The 17162-nt window shown below is 58.1% G+C and carries 15 protein-coding genes; 8 read left to right on the top strand and 7 right to left on the bottom strand.

Going from position 1 to position 17162, the window contains the following annotated elements:
- Positions 1–6 precede the first annotated feature (6 nt).
- From HMPREF1144_RS23175 to HMPREF1144_RS23145, 7 genes are all read right to left on the bottom strand, one after another.
- A complete protein-coding gene (locus HMPREF1144_RS23175) occupies positions 7–1248 on the bottom strand; it encodes an MFS transporter (RefSeq protein WP_009654126.1) in 1242 nt (413 codons plus the stop codon).
- A gap of 150 nt (positions 1249–1398) precedes the next feature.
- Positions 1399–2775 (bottom strand): phenylalanine transporter, encoded by a 1377-nt coding sequence (gene pheP, locus HMPREF1144_RS23170; RefSeq protein WP_004848541.1) that lies wholly within the window; start codon positions 2773–2775, stop codon positions 1399–1401.
- Between the two features lie 168 nt (positions 2776–2943).
- Positions 2944–3897: an aldo/keto reductase gene (locus HMPREF1144_RS23165; protein WP_009654133.1), complete on the bottom strand. Its 954-nt coding sequence runs from the start codon at positions 3895–3897 to the stop codon at positions 2944–2946.
- Positions 3898–4028: 131 nt separating this feature from the next.
- The gene (locus HMPREF1144_RS23160; RefSeq protein ID WP_004848539.1) at positions 4029–4805 is read right to left on the bottom strand and encodes an ABC transporter substrate-binding protein; all 777 of its coding nucleotides are present in this window, start codon (positions 4803–4805) and stop codon (positions 4029–4031) included.
- Between the two features lie 19 nt (positions 4806–4824).
- Positions 4825–6003, bottom strand: a complete 1179-nt coding sequence (locus HMPREF1144_RS23155; protein WP_004848538.1) for a M20 aminoacylase family protein — start codon at positions 6001–6003, stop codon at positions 4825–4827.
- Between the two features lie 442 nt (positions 6004–6445).
- The gene (locus tag HMPREF1144_RS23150) at positions 6446–6916 is read right to left on the bottom strand and encodes an RcnB family protein (RefSeq protein WP_009654150.1); all 471 of its coding nucleotides are present in this window, start codon (positions 6914–6916) and stop codon (positions 6446–6448) included.
- 298 nt (positions 6917–7214) lie between these two features.
- Positions 7215–7607, bottom strand: coding sequence for a hypothetical protein (locus HMPREF1144_RS23145; protein WP_004130158.1), 393 nt, complete (start codon positions 7605–7607; stop codon positions 7215–7217).
- A 274-nt stretch (positions 7608–7881) separates the two neighbouring features.
- On the opposite strand from HMPREF1144_RS23145, the gene HMPREF1144_RS23140 reads away from it, so the two are divergent.
- The 8 genes from HMPREF1144_RS23140 to HMPREF1144_RS23105 all read left to right on the top strand — a co-directional run.
- On the top strand, positions 7882–9000 hold the full coding sequence (locus HMPREF1144_RS23140) for an ABC transporter substrate-binding protein (protein WP_009654147.1): 1119 nt from the start codon (positions 7882–7884) through the stop codon (positions 8998–9000).
- Positions 9001–9006: 6 nt separating this feature from the next.
- Positions 9007–10089, top strand: a complete 1083-nt coding sequence (locus HMPREF1144_RS23135) for a FecCD family ABC transporter permease (RefSeq protein WP_004848532.1) — start codon at positions 9007–9009, stop codon at positions 10087–10089.
- On the top strand, positions 10086–10877 hold the full coding sequence (locus HMPREF1144_RS23130) for an ABC transporter ATP-binding protein (RefSeq protein ID WP_009654144.1): 792 nt from the start codon (positions 10086–10088) through the stop codon (positions 10875–10877). Before HMPREF1144_RS23135 ends, HMPREF1144_RS23130 begins: the two co-directional genes overlap by 4 nt.
- A 281-nt stretch (positions 10878–11158) precedes the next feature.
- The gene (locus HMPREF1144_RS23125; protein ID WP_004848528.1) at positions 11159–12082 is read left to right on the top strand and encodes an aminoimidazole riboside kinase; all 924 of its coding nucleotides are present in this window, start codon (positions 11159–11161) and stop codon (positions 12080–12082) included.
- 164 nt (positions 12083–12246) lie between these two features.
- A complete protein-coding gene (locus HMPREF1144_RS23120; protein WP_004848527.1) occupies positions 12247–13764 on the top strand; it encodes a carbohydrate porin in 1518 nt (505 codons plus the stop codon).
- Positions 13765–13901: 137 nt separating this feature from the next.
- Entirely contained in the window at positions 13902–15272 is a 1371-nt protein-coding gene (locus HMPREF1144_RS23115; protein WP_004848525.1) for a sucrose-specific PTS transporter subunit IIBC, read from the top strand.
- On the top strand, positions 15272–16672 hold the full coding sequence (locus HMPREF1144_RS23110) for a sucrose-6-phosphate hydrolase (protein WP_009654151.1): 1401 nt from the start codon (positions 15272–15274) through the stop codon (positions 16670–16672). The genes HMPREF1144_RS23115 and HMPREF1144_RS23110 overlap by 1 nt, the downstream gene beginning before the upstream one ends.
- A 30-nt stretch (positions 16673–16702) precedes the next feature.
- On the top strand, positions 16703–17162 hold a 460-nt coding region (locus tag HMPREF1144_RS23105; protein ID WP_009654139.1), incomplete at its 3' end, for a LacI family DNA-binding transcriptional regulator.

Below are 17162 nucleotides of genomic sequence, written 5' to 3'. Positions count from 1 at the left end.
GAAAAATTAACGCTGCTCTTTCTCGTTGTACTGGAAAGAGAAAAGGAAAATCAGCGCGATAAATGCAGCGGCTACCGCCGGGATCCACCAGAAGGTCACCCACGCCTGCGGTACGCTCTGGCCTGCCACCAGATGGTTGTACAGCGCGCCGGAAATCTGCGACCCCAGCAGCATGCCGATACCGTAGGTGAACATCACGATCATGCTCTGCGCCTGGCCCTTCACTTTTTCACCGGCCACGCGGTCGGTATAGATAAAGCCGACAACAAAGAAAAAGTCATAGCAGACGCCGTGCAGCAGGATGCCGAGATAGAGCAGGAAGCGTCCCTCTTCGCTGACCCCCAGCGCAAAGAAGGCGTAGCGCACAAACCACGCCGCCATGCCGATCAGCAGCATGTATTTCACCCCGAGGCGGCGGAACAGCAGCGGGATCACCAGCATAAAGAAGATTTCTGACATCTGGCCGAAAGACATCGCGGTGCTGACGTCGGCGATACCGGCATCCGCCAGATAAGAGGCGGTATAGGCGTAGTAGGTCCCCAGCGGAATCGAAATCAGCGTCGCGCAGAGGGAGAAAATCAGGAAGTGGCGCGTTTTCAGCAGCGCAAAGGCGTCGGCGCACAGCAGGTCCCGAAACTGGACCGGCGTCACTTTCGCCGGCGCCGGCGTGTGCGGTAGCGTCAGGCTATAAACGGCCAACGCCGCCGAGCAGAGCGCCGCCAGGGTAAAAATGCCGGTGGTATCGGAGATACCGGTGACGCCGATGAAGATACCGGCGATAATCCAGCCGATGGTGCCGAAGACGCGCACCACCGGAAAGGTTTTATCGACGTTCGCCAGGCTGTGGAAAGCGATGTTGTTGGTCAGCGCCAGCGTCGGCATATAGCACAGGGTGTAGCCGAACAGCAGGCCAATCAGCAGCGCGCCGTTTTGCGCCACCAGCGCCTGCGGGACAAACCACAGAATAACCCCTCCGGCCAGATGCATCACCGCCATCACCTTCTGCGAAGCGAAAAAGCGATCGACCAGCATTCCCAGCACAAACGGCGAGAGAATAGACGCAATCGGCCCGGCGGAGAAAGCATCGCCGATCAGCAGCGACATCTCGTAGCGGGTCATCACCAGCCCCAGCGTCACCGACCAGCTACCCCAGATAAAGAACTGCATAAACATCATTAACGACAGCCGCGGCACCAGAAAACGGTGGGCTACGCGGGGACTTTCACGACCTTCGGTTGTTGTGACCATTTCGACCGCCCTCAAAAAGTAATCGATTACAAATATACTCAAATGAAAAGTAATCGATTACAAAAAGAAGATCGCGGGCAAAATACGCTAAGCGCGAAGAAGATCACAATAAAAAGAGATAATGCCCCGCCGGACGACGGGGCGATCGTGCTACGCCGAACGGCGCAGGGTTTTAAAGGCCACAAACAGGAACAGGATCCACACCGGCAGCAGAATCGCCGACAGGCGCATCCCGTCAATGGTGCACATCAGCACCAGGATCAGCCCCAGAAAGGCGATACAGATATAGTTTCCGGCGGGCGACAGCAGCGCTTTAAACTTCGACTCGCGCCCCTTGCGCCGCTGGGCGGCGCGGAACTTGAGGTGCGCCAGGCAGATCATAATCCAGTTCAGCAGCAGCGTCGCTACCACCAGCGCCATCAGCAGGCCGAGGGCTTTCTGCGGCAGCAGATAGTTAAGCAGCACCACCAGGGAGGTGATAATCCCCGAGAGCAGCAGGGAGTTAACCGGCACGCCGCGCTTGCTGACGCGGGCGAGAAACTTCGGCGCATTGCCCTGCACCGACAGACCGAACAGCATCCGGCTATTCGAGTAAACGCCGCTGTTATAAACCGACAGCGACGCGACCAGAATCACGAAATTTAGCGCAGAAGCCACCACGTTACTGTCGAGATTATGAAAGATCATCACGAACGGGCTGCTGTCGGATTTGATTTCCACCCACGGATAGAGCGCCAGCAGAACTACCAGCGAACCGATATAAAACAGCAGGATACGATATACCACCTGGTTAACCGCTTTCGGGATGCTCTTTTCCGGGTTCTGCGCTTCCGCGGCGGTAATGCCGATAAGCTCCAGTCCGCCGAAGGAGAACATAATCACCGCCAGCGACATAATCAGGCCGTGCCAGCCGGTGGCGAAGAAACCGCCGTGTTTCCACAGGTTATCAATTCCCGCCTTGCTGCCGCCGTGGCCGCCGAAAAGCATCCACAGGCCAAAGCCGATCATGCCGATAATCGCCAGCACCTTAATCAGCGCGAACCAGAACTCCGCTTCGCCGTACAGGCGCACGTTCACCAGGTTTACGGCGTTGATAATGATGAAGAACGCGGCGGCCCAGATCCACGTCGGCACATCCGGCAGCCAGTATTGCATATAGATCCCGGCGGCGGTCAGCTCCGCCATCCCCACCAGCACGAACATCACCCAGTAGTTCCAGCCGGAAAGAAAACCGGCGAACGGGCCCCAGTATTTATAAGCAAAGTGGGCAAAGGAGCCTGAAACCGGTTCTTCGACGACCATTTCGCCCAGCTGGCGCATGATCAGAAAGGCGACGATCCCGGCGACGGCATAGCCGAGCAGTACGGCCGGTCCCGCCATTTGAATCGCCGGTCCGATGCCGAGAAACAGTCCGGTACCGATGGCGCCGCCAAGGGCGATAAGTTGAATATGTCGGTTCTGTAAACCGCGGTGAAGCGTCGGGCCGCTTTCCTCTACGGCATCCGACGACGTTGACGCGTCTTTCACGTCGATCCCCTGTGTGTTTATATGAAGGGGCACCTTTTAACACTAAGCCGGGCCGGTCGCAACCCGCAGGAAACGAGCCGCCCTGCCCGCTCCTGCGGTTTTGCCTTAAAATTCGTAGCCGACCGAAACCTTGAACGCGCGCGGCTCGCCGCAGAACAAACAGGCCACTTACGCGCTGGCGCTGTCCAGACGCGCCAACTGGTCAGCGCTCAGGCTCAGCGCGGCGGCGCGAGCAAAGCTCTCCACCTGAGCGAGGCTGGTGGCGCTGGCGATGGGCGCCGTCACGCCGTCGCGGCTCATCAGCCAGGCCAGCGCGACTTCGGCAGGTTTAGCGCCGCTTTGCTCCGCCACTTCAACCAGGGTATCGACAATACGCAGCCCGCGAGGATTGAGATATTTGCCGATACCGCCCCCGCGCTGGCTTTGCGCCAGGTCGGACTGCTGGCGGTATTTGCCGGTCAGGAAGCCGGACGCCAGGCTGTAGTAGGTCACCACGCCGATATCGCGGCTGATGCACAGGTCGCAGAGCGCGCCCTCAAAAGCCGAGCGATGATAAAGATTGTATTCCGGCTGCAGCACCTGCCAGGCCGGCAGGCCGCTTTTACGCGACACCTCCAGCGCGCCTGAAAGCTGCTGCGCATCGAGGTTCGAGGCGCCCATGGCGCGGATTTTCCCCGCCTGCTGTAGGGCGTGGAAGGCGTCGAGGGTTTCGGCGACCGGCGTTTCCGGGTCCGGCCAGTGGGCGAAATAGAGGTCAATATAATCGGTATTCAGGCGTCGCAGGGAGTCGTCCACCGCCTGCTGGATCCAGCCTTTTTTCAACCCTTTATGACCGGGAAGGCCTAAATCGGAACCCACTTTGGTGAAGAGCTTTACCTTATCGCGCATGCCTGGCCGCGCCTGTAGCCAGCGGCCGATAATGGTTTCAGACTCGCCGCCCTGGTTGCCATCCGCCCAGCGGGAGTAGACATCCGCCGTGTCGATAGCATCGAAGCCGTGGTCTATAAACGCATCAAGAATGGCAAAACTGCTTTTTTCATCGATGGTCCAGCCAAAAACGTTACCGCCAAACACCAGCGGGGCGATGGAAAATCCGGTTTTGCCCAGGGGACGTGTCATCATGCCGTTCACTCCTTATCGCTTATATTCAGTATCCTTCGGAACGCCGTGAGGGCCAGAAAAGGACAATTACGGGATAGTAAGAAAAGGAAGCTTGAAGCGGGCTATCCGTGCCCGCTGAATGCATAACAACATTATGTCCCGGAATAGACGTCAAAGCTAAAATATTTCCCGGCTAACTTTTTATAGGTGCCGTCGGCGAGAATAGTGGCAATCGCGCCGTTAATCTCCTGGCGCAGGGCATCGTCCTCTTTGCGCAGGCCAATCGCCGCGCCGGCGCCGAACAGCTTGTCGTCCTTCAGGTGGCCGCCAACGAAGGCAAAATCTTTACCCTGCGGCTGCTGCAGGAAGCTGTAGTCGGCCATCATCCCGGAAAGCACCGCGCCGTCAATACGCCCGGACTCCAGATCCTGAACCACGCGATCCGCCCCCTGATAGGCGACGATATTGATCCCCGCCGTGCGCCAGTGCTGGTTAACGTAAGTCTCCTGCGCCGAGCCCTGCTCTACGCCGATGGTTTTGCCCTTCAGCTGCTCGACGGTATTCCCGGCCAGGGTGTTTTTACGCGCCACGAGGAACACCGGGCCGTTGTACAGCTTGTCGCTAAAGCCGATCTGCTCTTTGCGCTTCTCGGTCATATACATGCCGGAGAGGATCGCGTCGAACTTACGCGCCTTCAGCGCCGGAATAATGCCGTCGAAGTTGCTTTCTACCCACACGCACTTCGCCTGCAGCTGGGCGCAAATCGCGTTGCCGAGGTCAATATCAAAACCCGCCAGCTTACCCTGCGGATCTTTCCATTCAAACGGCGCGAAAGTCGGATCGACGCCAAAGCGAATTTCCTTATTTTCTGCGGCCAGGGCTGAAGTTGAGGCCATCAGCGCGACCCACAGCAGAAGAGATTTTTTCATTATTTACGGACTCCAGAGATCAACGGCAGTGTGTTTCAACTAACCGGGCGAACAGCGTCGCGCCGGTAGAAATAATGTCATCATTAAAGTCATAGCCGGGGTTGTGCACCATACAGCTGCCCTTCCCGCCTTTCTCGCCGTTGCCCAGCAGGAAGTAGCAGCCGGGGCGCTGCTGGAGCATAAAAGCGAAATCTTCACTGGCGTTCATCGGCGAAATGGATTCCAGCACGCCCTCCTCGCCAAAGACGTCCAGCGCCAGCGCTTTGGCGAATTCGGTCTCTTCGACGCTGTTGGTCAGTACCGGATAGGAGTCAAAAACCGCTACCTCGCTGCTGGCGCCGTAGCTTTTGGCGGTAAAATCAGCGAGCTCCTTGATCCGTTTAATCAGCAGGTCGCGAATTTCCGGCTTCATCGCCCGCACGCTCAGCTCCATCACCACGTTCTCGGGGATGACGTTGGAGGCGATACCCGCCTGGAAGGTGCCGACGCTCACCACCGCGGTTTCGCCCGGCGGTACGTTACGCGCAACGATGCTTTGCAGATTCATCACTAGCGCCGCGCCGGTGACAATCGGATCGACGGTGCGCTCGGGGTGCGCGCCGTGGCCGCCGTAGCCGGTAATGGTGATTTTTACCGTGTCCGCGGAGGCCATAAAATTCCCGGCGTAAAAGCCGATTTTCCCCACCGGCAGGCCCGGCATATTGTGCAGGCCGAAGATGCGCTCGCAGGGAAAGCGCTCAAACAGGCCGTCTTTGATCATTAAATCCGCGCCGCCGATCGCTTCTTCCGCGGGCTGGAAAATCAGGTGTACCGTGCCGTTGAACTGGCAGGCCGGCGAGGCGATATATTTCGCCGCCGCCAGCAGAATGGTGGTGTGGCCGTCGTGGCCGCAGGCGTGCATTTTTCCGGCCACGGTGCTGGCCCAGGGGAGATCGGTCGCTTCGAAAATCGGCAGCGCGTCCATGTCGGCGCGCAGGCCGATAGTGCGCGGCGAGTCGCCCTTGCTTAACGTTCCTACCACCCCGGTTTTCGCCAGCCCGCGGGTCACCGTATAGCCCCACTCGGTTAGTTTTCCGGCCACCAGCTCGCTGGTATTAAACTCTTCCAGGCTTAATTCCGGATGGGCGTGCAAATAATGACGGATTGCAATCATTTCATCTTCGGTGGCTTTAATTTCAGGAATTACACAGTCGGTCATGCCGGTCTCCGGGAGATAGAATCAGGTGCTAAGCTTTAATAACTTAACGTGCTAAGGGTTTATTGCAAGCAGGATTTCTTATTCCGCGCGAGGTTTTCATCTGATTTATCCATGGCGATTTAACGGCGAAGCGGACGAATTTTACTATCACCTGAACCAGGAAACGTCTTACATTCTCTGCCTTTTATTAACAATGAAGCACAATACTCATTTATAAAGCCTAAATAAGCAGATAAAACATCAAAGAAGAGGCGCAAGGATGATATTTTCAACTTTGCGGTTTTTAAGCGGATTTGACGTGAGAACAAGGACGGGTGGGCAGTGCCCGATAGCGCTACGCTGGACGATCTACCGTCCCTCAGACGTAGAGAAATCGGTAGCCCGGACAGTTGCACAGCACCGCCTCCGGGGGAGGCGGTCGCGAGGTTAAGGCAGAAAAAGGTTAGTGGCTCAGCGCGCCGTTAATCAGGATCGACGTAATAATCCCGGTCGCGGCGGCAATCAGCACATAGTTGCCGTCAATATAGGACCAGTGCTGCCCGCGCGGCGGTGCCGGTAATCCGCGATCGTTCCAGTCATTTATCCGGTAATCATTGCCGCGATAACGTTCCGGAGCCGGCTGACCTTTGCGAAAATCATGGCCGTTCCACGCGAAGTGGTCCCGCTCATGGCGCTCCTGATGAGGGTTACCCTGCAGCCCCTTGTCACCATGCGCCGGGCCGCGATTATCGCCGTTACCCTGATGGTTGTTGGCCTGTGGCCCCTGCTGACGGTTACCGTCCGGGCCGCCGCGGCCGGCGTCTTGCTGCCAGACCTGCTGCTGACCACGGTTGTTGCCGCCTGGACCATCCGCCCAGGAGACGGAAGTCAAAGCACAAGATAGAATAATCGCCAGTGAAAGAATTTTTTTCATAATACACCTCCTGATATATTTCCTTTGTACCGGGAAAATGTGGAGGAATCGTGAGTAATAATATAACCAGGACAATTCCTGGTATATACCCTTAGTCTTTCAAGGCGCATTTTTATTGGCTGCACTCATTTAACCCAGCCACAGGGTTTACTATGCTCCTGGGTATACCGCAAGCCGGCTAGATATCCATTGGGGATAGCATTATCACCTGTTAAAAATATTAACCCGAGGCTGAACAATACGCGCTAAATAATAAAAAAGGCCGCTTTCGCGACCTTTTTTAGCAATGAGTCAGTGATTACTCAGTGACTTTGGTTTTTAGCTCTTCGGCACCCTGCTTGGTTTTATCCCAGCCTTCTTTGCTGACCTCTTTGGTCTTATTCCAGCCTTTTTCGGTGCCTTCTTTAGTCGCGTTCCAGCCCTTCTCAGTACCTTCTTTGGTCTTATTCCAGGTTTTCTGCGCGCCTTCGCTGACTTCGCTGCCTACGCTGTCGCTTTTGCCTTCTGCCGCGTGTTTGGCTTTCAGCTGCTGCTCTTCACCCTGGTGCTGGGCCTCGTGCAGTTTTTCTTTCGCGGTGTTCGCCCCTTCATGGGCCGCCGCGACGGTATCGTCGGTTGCGTGTGTCGTTGTTGCAGCAAAAACAGGAGCTGCTACCAGAATCGCCGATAATGCAATCATTGCTTTTTTCATAATATCCTCTCTCGCTAACGAACTTAATGTTATGAGTCGCATTTAGCATGGCACAAGATTTTGCCGTCTGGCTTTAGGGATTGTTCTTAAAACTGATTTCAGACTTTTCTATCGACTTTTGGTCTGCCGCGTCCCGCTTCTGAATGCTCGAATAAATTCCAACAAATTTGTTACATTTTAAGTCATTTGCCGTTGATATACTTGCCGTTTAGGTTTACACGAGAATAATTCTCAGAATCATTATATTTATAAATTAGCAAACGGAACGCATATTATGGCAAGAAAATCAGTAGGTTCGTTCATCCTTACTGCCCTGATTTCCACTCCTCTCTGTAGCTTTGCCGCGCAATATCCGCTCACCGTCACCGATCTCGATGGCCGCGCGATTACGCTCCAGCATGAGCCACAGCGCATTATCCTGCAGGATGGTCGCGATATTATGGCCATGGCTCTGCTCGACCGCGACAACCCGTTCAGGCGCGTCGTGGCATGGAATAACCTGGCCAGAAAACAGGACATCAATACCTGGAAAATGCTGCAGGAGAAGTGGCCGCAATCCGCTCAGATCCTCGATATGGGCTTTAGCGATAAGGGCAACGTTGACCTTGAGAGCGTCATTTCCCGCCAGCCGGACCTGATGATCGCCCAGCTTCGCGCGAAGCCCGCGCTGGAGGAGAGCGGTGTCATCAGCAAGCTCAGCGCGCTGAATATTCCCGTGCTGTTCGTCGATTATGAAATCAACCCCGGCAAAGACACCGCCCCGAGTATCGATCTGCTGGGGAAAGTCCTTAACCGTGAAGAAAACGCCAAAGCCTATACCGACTATTACCGTCAGCAGCTGGACGCCATCCGCCAGAAAACCGCGAACATCACGCCGAAGGCTAACGTTTTTGTTGAGGCGCTGGCGGGTAATAGCGATGCCTGCTGCTTTACCCACGGCCACAACGGCTGGGGCGGTCTGGTCGAAGCCGTCGGCGCGAACAATATCGGCTCGCAGCTGCTGCCGGGCGCTTCCGGCTTTGTGTCGCTGGAAAAAGTGATTAGCATGAAGCCGGATGCCTATATTATGACCGGTTCAAAACGCGGGAATAGCCAGGTGCTGCCGCTCGGTTTACAGGCCGATCCCCAGGAGGTCAATCGTCAGGCGGAGCGGCTGCTGTCGCGCACCGGCGTGAGCAACATCCCGACGATTGAAGCAAAACGCGCTTACGGCATTTACCACCACTTCTACAACCATCCGTGGAATATCGTCGGTATGGCGTATCTGGCGAAGGATATCTATCCCCAGACCTTCAGCGACCTCAACCCTGACGATAGCTGGCACTACATTGTCCGTCATTTCACCACCCTGCCGGATCTGCCGTTTGTTTTTTCCTGGCAACAAGGTGAGTAATGAGCCATGAGTCTCTCTCCTGAATCCGATATCGTCACGTTCGGCGTCGATAGCCGTGACGTAATGGCAAACTACCGTCACATTGTGCGCCGCCGCGCCATCATGCTGCTGCTGCTGACGCTGTTGATTGTCGCCTCGCTGCTGCTCGACTTCGTGATGGGGCCATCCGGCCTGTCGCTGCAGGCGCTTTGGCAAACCCTTACCGACCCGGCCAGCGCCAGCGCCGGGACGCGGGCGATCGTCTGGGATATCCGCATGCCCTATGCGCTGATGGCGATCGTCGTCGGCCTGGCTCTCGGCCTCGCCGGGGCGGAAATGCAGACCATCCTTAACAATCCGCTGGCGAGCCCGTTTACGCTCGGCGTCTCCTCGGCGGCGGCATTCGGCGCGGCGCTGGCTATCGTGCTGGGGATAGGGATTCCCGGTGTTCCCGGCCAGTGGTTTGTCTCGGCCAACGCTTTTATCTTCGCCCTGCTGGCGGCGCTGCTGCTGGACGGCATTACGCGCTGGACCCAGGTCGCCACCTCCGGCGTCATTCTGTTCGGGATCGCGCTGGTGTTTACCTTCAATGCGCTGGTATCGATGCTGCAGTTTGTCGCCAACGAAGATACCCTCCAGGGACTGGTGTTCTGGACGATGGGCAGCATTGACCGCGCCTCATGGCAAAAGGTGGGGATCCTGCTTGCGATACTGGCGGTCGTCATGCCGCTATCAATGCGCAGCGCGTGGAAGCTGACCGCGCTGCGCCTCGGCGAGGACCGGGCCGTCAGCTTCGGCATCAACGTGCGCCGCCTGCGCCTGACCACCCTGCTGCGCATCAGCGTTCTGTCGGCGATTTCGGTGGCGTTCGTTGGCCCAATCGGTTTTATCGGCCTGGTGGCGCCGCATATCGCCAGGCTGGTTTTCGGCGAAGATCACCGTTTTTACCTGCCGGCCAGCGCGTTAATCGGCGCCCTCGTCCTGTCGCTGGCTTCGGTTGCGGCAAAAAACCTAATCCCCGGCGCAGTGATTCCGGTTGGCATCGTGACCTCGCTGGTGGGGGTGCCTTTTTTCCTGAGCATCATTTTGCGCCATCGGGGGCACGTATGAGCCATGTTGTATCCGGACTGGCGCTGACCCATTTCAGCGCCGGTTATCCCAGACGCCAGGTGATCCGCGACCTGACGGTACCGCGGCTGCAGCGTGGTAAAATCACCGCGCTGCTCGGCCCCAACGGCAGCGGAAAATCCACCCTGATGCGGGCGATGGCCGGGCTGGGGCCGTCCGCGGGCGAGCTGTCGCTGGACGGTGAGAATCTGCTTGCCCTCCCCTTTGCCCGGCGTGCGGAAAAAGTGGTCTACCTGCCGCAGACGCTGCCCGCCGGCGTGCACTTGCGGGTGCTGGAGTCGATTATTGTCGCTCAACGCGCCGCCGGAGGAGCGCACAGCCCGGAAAATCAGGCGCAGGTGATGTCGCTGCTGCGCCAGCTAGGCATTGAACATCTGGCGCTGAGCTATCTCGACCGGCTATCCGGCGGGCAGAAGCAGCTCGTCGGCCTGGCACAATCGCTTATCCGTCAGCCAGCCCTGCTGCTGCTGGATGAGCCCCTTAGCGCGCTGGATTTAAACTATCAGTTCCACGTGATGGATCTGGTACGTGAGGAGACGCGGAGGCGCAACATCATCACGCTGGTGGTGGTTCACGACATCAATATCGCCCTGCGCCACGCGGATCACGTGCTGATGTTGAAAGAGGGACAACTGCTGGGGGACGGCGCGCCGGCCGAGGTGATTACCCCGCAGGCTCTGGCTGCGGTTTACGGCGTGCGCGGACGCATCGAGCCCTGTTCTCAGGGGGTGATGCAGGTGATTATCGACGGTCTGGCCGCGGGGGCTTAAGCGGCTACGGCGTTGAACATCAAACCCTGAGGACCTCTCTCTGCCAGGGCTTGCCGGAGGCGGCGCGCTGCGCCTCTCCGGCCTACCGCGTTATGCCGCCATCTCGCCCGCGGCCACCGGACGCCCCTCCCGCCAGGTCGAATCATCACACTTTTGCTAACCAGCTCACGTTTTTATGCCCTGACTGGCACTTTTCCGCCCGTGACGTTCCCCTCATTCTGTCACTATGCTTTAATGTGCTAAACCGGTTTAATTAAGTTTAGCTATGGAGAATTTTCAACATGAATGCAAAAGTTTGGGTTCTGGGAGACGCGGTAGTGGACCTGCTGCCCGAGAGCGAAGGCCGCCTGCTGCGCTGCCCCGGCGGCGCCCCGGCTAACGTGGCGGTCGGTATCGCCCGCCTTGGCGGCGACAGCGGATTTATCGGCCGCGTCGGCGACGATCCGTTTGGCCGCTTTATGCGCCATACCCTGCAACAAGAGCAGGTCGACGTCAGCCATATGCGCCTCGACGGCCAGCACCGCACCTCCACCGTGGTGGTCGACCTGGACGATCAGGGGGAACGTACCTTTACCTTTATGGTGCGCCCCAGCGCGGACCTGTTCCTGGCGGAAGAAGACCTGCCGCAGTTTACCGCCAACCAGTGGCTGCACGTCTGCTCCATCGCGCTCAGCGCCGAGCCCAGCCGCAGCACCACCTTCTCGGCGATGGAAAGTATCAAACATGCCGGCGGCCGGGTCAGCTTTGACCCCAATATCCGCCCGGACCTCTGGCAGGATCAGGAGCTGCTGCACGCCTGCCTCGATCGCGCCCTGCGCATGGCCAACGTGGTGAAGCTGTCGGAAGAGGAGCTGGTATTCATCAGCGGCAGTGATGATTTAGCCGGTGGAATCGCCAGCGTGACCGAACGCTATCAGCCTGAACTGCTGCTGGTGACCCAGGGCAAAGCCGGCGTACTTGCCGCCTTTCAGCAGCAGTTTACCCATTTCAGCGCTAAGCCCGTTGTCAGCGTAGACACCACCGGCGCGGGCGACGCTTTTGTCGCCGGACTGCTCGCAAGCCTTGCTGCCAACGGGATGCCGACGGATATCGCTGGGCTGGAACCGACGCTCACGCTGGCGCAAACCTGCGGCGCCCTGGCGACAACGGCGAAAGGCGCCATGACCGCCCTGCCATACCAGCGCGATCTTAATCGCCAGTTTTGATCCTTCAGGCCGCCGCGCGCGGCCCACTTTGTTGCATCCATCACATTTATTAAACCGGTTTAGCAAAATCCATTTCAAAATGTTAAAGGTCATGCTTAACATAGCACCTAAACCGGTTTAGCAAAAAACAACATTTTACATTTTCCTTTCGGGATGCAACCAGCATGTATAAAAAAAGCACACTCGCCGTCCTTATCGCTTTGCTAACCGGCGCCGCCTCAGCCCACGCGCAAACGGATCTCAGCACGATCGAAGCCCGTTTGATCGCCCTGGAAAAACGCCTGCAGGAGGCGGAAAACCGGGCGCAAACTGCGGAAAACCGCGCCGAGTCGGCGGAGAAACAGGTCCAACAGCTCACCGCGCAGCAGCAGAAAAATCAGGACACGACGCAGGAAGTGGTTCAACGTACCGCCAAACTCGAGAAGAAGGCCGATGAGAAAAGCGGCTTTGAGTTTCACGGCTACGCCCGCTCCGGCGTGATAATGAATGATTCCGCCGCCAGCACCAAATCCGGCGCCTACATGACGCCAGCGGGGGAAACCGGCGGGGCTATCGGTCGTCTGGGAAACCAGGCCGATACCTACGTTGAAATGAACCTTGAACATAAGCAGACCCTGGATAATGGCGCGACGACCCGTTTCAAAGTGATGGTCGCCGACGGACAAACCACTTATAACGACTGGACGGCAAGCAGCAGCGATTTGAACGTTCGTCAGGCCTTTGTCGAACTGGGTAACTTGCCCACCTTCACAGGGGCGTTTAAAGGCTCCACCCTGTGGGCCGGGAAACGCTTTGACCGCGACAACTTTGATATTCACTGGATTGACTCTGACGTTGTGTTCCTCGCCGGTACCGGCGGCGGTATTTACGACGTCAGGTGGAACGACAGCATCCGCAGCAACCTCTCGCTTTACGGGCGCAATTTCGGCGATATTGCTGACTCGAGCAACAGCGTGCAGAACTATATCCTCAGCATGAACAACTTCATCGGTCCGGTGCAGGTGATGGTCAGCGGGATGCGGGCAAAAGACAACGACGACCGTCAGGATACCAACGGTAACCCGGTCAAAGGCGATGCGGCAAATACCGGGGTACATACGCTGCTCGGCCTGCACAACGACAGTTTTTACGGTCTGCGTGAAGGCACCAGCAAAACCGCCCTGCTCTACGGTCACGGCCTGGGCGCGGAAGTTAAAGGTATCGGCTCTGACGGCGCGCTACGGTCGGGAGCCAACACCTGGCGCTTCGCCAGCTATGGCACCACCCCGCTCAGCGAAAACTGGTCTATCGCCCCGGCGATCCTGGCGCAAAGCAGTAAAGGCCGTTATGCCGATGGTGACAGCTATCAGTGGGCCACGCTCAACATGCGCCTGATCCAGGAGATCAACCAGAACTTCGCTCTCGCTTACGAAGGCAGCTACCAGTATATGGATCTCAAACCCGAAGGTTATAACGATCGTCATGCGGTAAACGGTAGCTTCTACAAGCTCACCTTCGCCCCGACATTTAAGGTCGGCAGCATCGGTGATTTCTTCAGCCGCCCTGAAATCCGCCTTTACACCTCGTGGATGGACTGGAGCAAAAAACTGAATAATTACGCCAGCGATGACGCGCTGGGCAGCAATGGTTTTACCTCGGGCGGCGAATGGTCGTTCGGTATGCAGATGGAAACCTGGTTCTGACGGTGAACGCCTGACGACAGGCCCCTCCGGGGCGACGACGCGCCTTTCGTCGCCCCGGACACAATAACGACGCAGAGACTGCGCCCCCGTTAACGCGGGACGACAACACGAATTTTTTTACGCATTCAGAGGGTACTATGGATTTTGAACAGATTTCCCGCTCGCTGCTTCCGCTTCTGGGAGGCAAGGAAAATATCGCCAGCGCCGCGCACTGCGCCACGCGCCTGCGCCTGGTGCTGGTCGATGACGCGCTGGCCGACCAGCAGGCTATCGGCAAAATTGAAGGGGTTAAGGGCTGTTTCCGCAATGCCGGGCAGATGCAGATTATTTTCGGTACCGGGGTGGTGAATAAAGTCTACGCCGCCTTTATTCAGGCGGCGGGTATTAGCGAATCCAGCAAATCGGAGGCCGCCGACATCGCGGCGAAAAAGCTTAATCCTTTCCAGCGCATCGCGCGCCTGCTGTCGAACATCTTCGTACCGATTATCCCGGCTATCGTCGCCTCCGGCCTGCTGATGGGCCTGCTGGGGATGGTCAAAACCTACGGCTGGGTTGATCCGAGCAACGCCCTCTACATCATGCTGGATATGTGCAGTTCGGCGGCGTTTATCATTCTGCCGATCCTGATTGGCTTTACCGCGGCCCGCGAATTCGGCGGTAACCCCTATCTCGGCGCGACGCTCGGCGGCATTCTGACCCACCCGGCGCTGACTAACGCCTGGGGCGTGGCCGCCGGTTTCCATACCATGAACTTCTTTGGCCTCGAAATCGCCATGATCGGCTATCAGGGGACGGTGTTCCCGGTGCTGCTGGCGGTGTGGTTTATGAGCATCGTTGAGAAGCAGCTGCGCCGCGCGATCCCCGATGCCCTGGACCTGATCCTGACGCCGTTCCTGACGGTGATTATTTCCGGTTTTATCGCCCTGCTGATTATCGGCCCGGCCGGTCGCGCGCTCGGCGACGGCATTTCGTTTGTCCTCAGCACCCTGATTAGCCACGCCGGCTGGCTCGCCGGGCTGCTGTTTGGCGGTCTCTATTCGGTTATCGTCATTACCGGTATTCACCACAGTTTCCACGCCATCGAAGCCGGGCTGCTGGGCAACCCGTCCATCGGGGTCAACTTCCTGCTGCCGATCTGGTCCATGGCCAACGTCGCCCAGGGCGGCGCCTGCCTGGCGGTATGGTTTAAAACCAAAGACGTCAAAATCAAAGCCATTGCGCTGCCCTCGGCGTTTTCCGCTATGCTGGGCATCACCGAGGCGGCGATTTTTGGTATCAACTTACGCTTCATGAAGCCGTTTATCGCGGCGCTGATCGGCGGCGCGGCGGGCGGCGCGTGGGTCGTGTCAGTGCACGTCTATATGACCGCAGTCGGCCTGACGGCGATTCCCGGCATGGCCATCGTGCAGGCCAGCTCGCTGCTGAACTACATTATCGGCATGGTCATCGCCTTTGGCGTCGCTTTCGCCGTCTCTCTGCTGTTGAAATACAAAACGGACGCTGAATAATGTCACTACCATCACGTCTGCCTGCGATTTTGCAGGCCGTTATGCAGGGCCAGCCGCGCGCGCTGGCCGATAGCCATTATCCGCGCTGGCACCATGCGCCGGTGACCGGGTTGATGAACGACCCCAACGGGTTTGTCGAGTTTGCCGGGCGCTATCATCTGTTCTACCAGTGGAACCCGCTCGCCTGCGATCATAAGTTCAAGTGCTGGGCGCACTGGAGTTCAGAGGATCTGCTGCACTGGCGGCATGAGCCTATTGCGCTGATGCCGGATGAAGAGTACGACCGCAACGGCTGCTACTCCGGTAGCGCGGTGGATAACAACGGTACGCTCACCCTGTGCTATACCGGCAACGTGAAGTTTGACGACGGCGGCCGAACCGCGTGGCAGTGTCTGGCGACGGAAAACGCCGACGGTACCTTCCGCAAAATCGGTCCGGTCCTGCCGCTGCCGGAGGGCTATACCGGCCACGTACGCGACCCGAAGGTCTGGCGGCATAAAGACCGCTGGTACATGGTACTGGGAGCGCAGGATCGGCAAAAGCACGGTAAGGTGCTGCTGTTCAGCTCCCCGGACCTTCATCAGTGGCGCAGCGAGGGCGAAATCGCCGGCGACGGCATTAACGGCCTGAGCGACGCGGGCTATATGTGGGAGTGTCCGGATCTGTTTCCGCTCGGCGACCAGCATATTCTGATCTGCTGCCCGCAGGGGATTGCCCGCGAAGAAGAGCGTTTCCTCAATACCTATCCGGCTGTATGGATGAGCGGCGATGTCGACTACGAACGCGCCGCGTTCAAACACGACGAGCTGCACGAGCTGGACGCCGGATTCGAGTTCTACGCCCCGCAGACTACGCACACCAGCGATGGCCGCCGCCTGCTGGTCGGCTGGATGGGCGTCCCGGACGGTGAAGAGATGCTTCAGCCGACGCTTGCCAGCGGCTGGATCCACCAGATGACCTGCCTGCGCGAGCTGGAATTTATCGACGGTCAGCTTTACCAGCGTCCGCTGCGCGAGCTGACCGCCCTGCGCGGCGAAGCGCACGGCTGGCCGGGGAACGCCCTGCCGCTGGCGCCGATGGAAATCGCGCTGCAAACCGTCGGCGACGACGCGCTAAGCCTTGATTTCGGCGGTGCGTTAACCCTGCAGCGCGACGCCAGCGGTATCCGTCTGGCGCGACGCAGCCTCGCCAGCGACGAAATGCACTATCGCTACTGGCGCGGCGAGGTGCGCTCGCTGCGGATTTTCATCGATCGGTCGAGCGTGGAGATTTTCATCAACGACGGCGAGGGGGTGATGAGCAGCCGCTGCTTCCCGGATTATCCGGCGCAGCTGATTTTCTCCGGCAGCGCGCCGGATGCATTCTGCTACTGGCCGCTGCGAACATGCATGATAGAATAAGCGTTTTGCTTTCAGGCTCATGGCGTCGTAATGAAAACCAAACGCGTAACCATTAAAGATATCGCCGAACTGGCGGGCGTTTCCAAAGCGACCGCCAGCCTGGTGCTGAACGGTCGTGGCAAGGAGCTGCGCGTGGCGCAGGAAACGCGCGAGCGCGTGCTGGCGATTGCCCGCGAGCAGCACTATCAGCCGAGCATTCACGCCCGCTCGCTGCGCGATAACCGCAGCCACACCATCGGTCTGGTGGTGCCGGAGATCACCAACTACGGCTTTGCGGTCTTTTCCCATGAGCTGGAGATGCTGTGCCGCGAAGCGGGCGTTCAGCTGCTGATCTCCTGTACCGACGAAAACCCCGGTCAGGAGAGCATGGTGGTCAATAACATGATTGCCCGCCAGGTTGACGGCCTGATCGTCGCCTCTTGTATGCACAACGATGCCGACTATCTGAAGCTCAGCGAACAGCTGCCGGTGGTGCTGTTTGACCGCTGTC

Source organism: Klebsiella sp. OBRC7 (assembly GCF_000293135.1).
GTDB lineage: Bacteria > Pseudomonadota > Gammaproteobacteria > Enterobacterales > Enterobacteriaceae > Klebsiella > Klebsiella michiganensis.
This window is presented reverse-complemented; position numbering and strand designations above follow the sequence as displayed.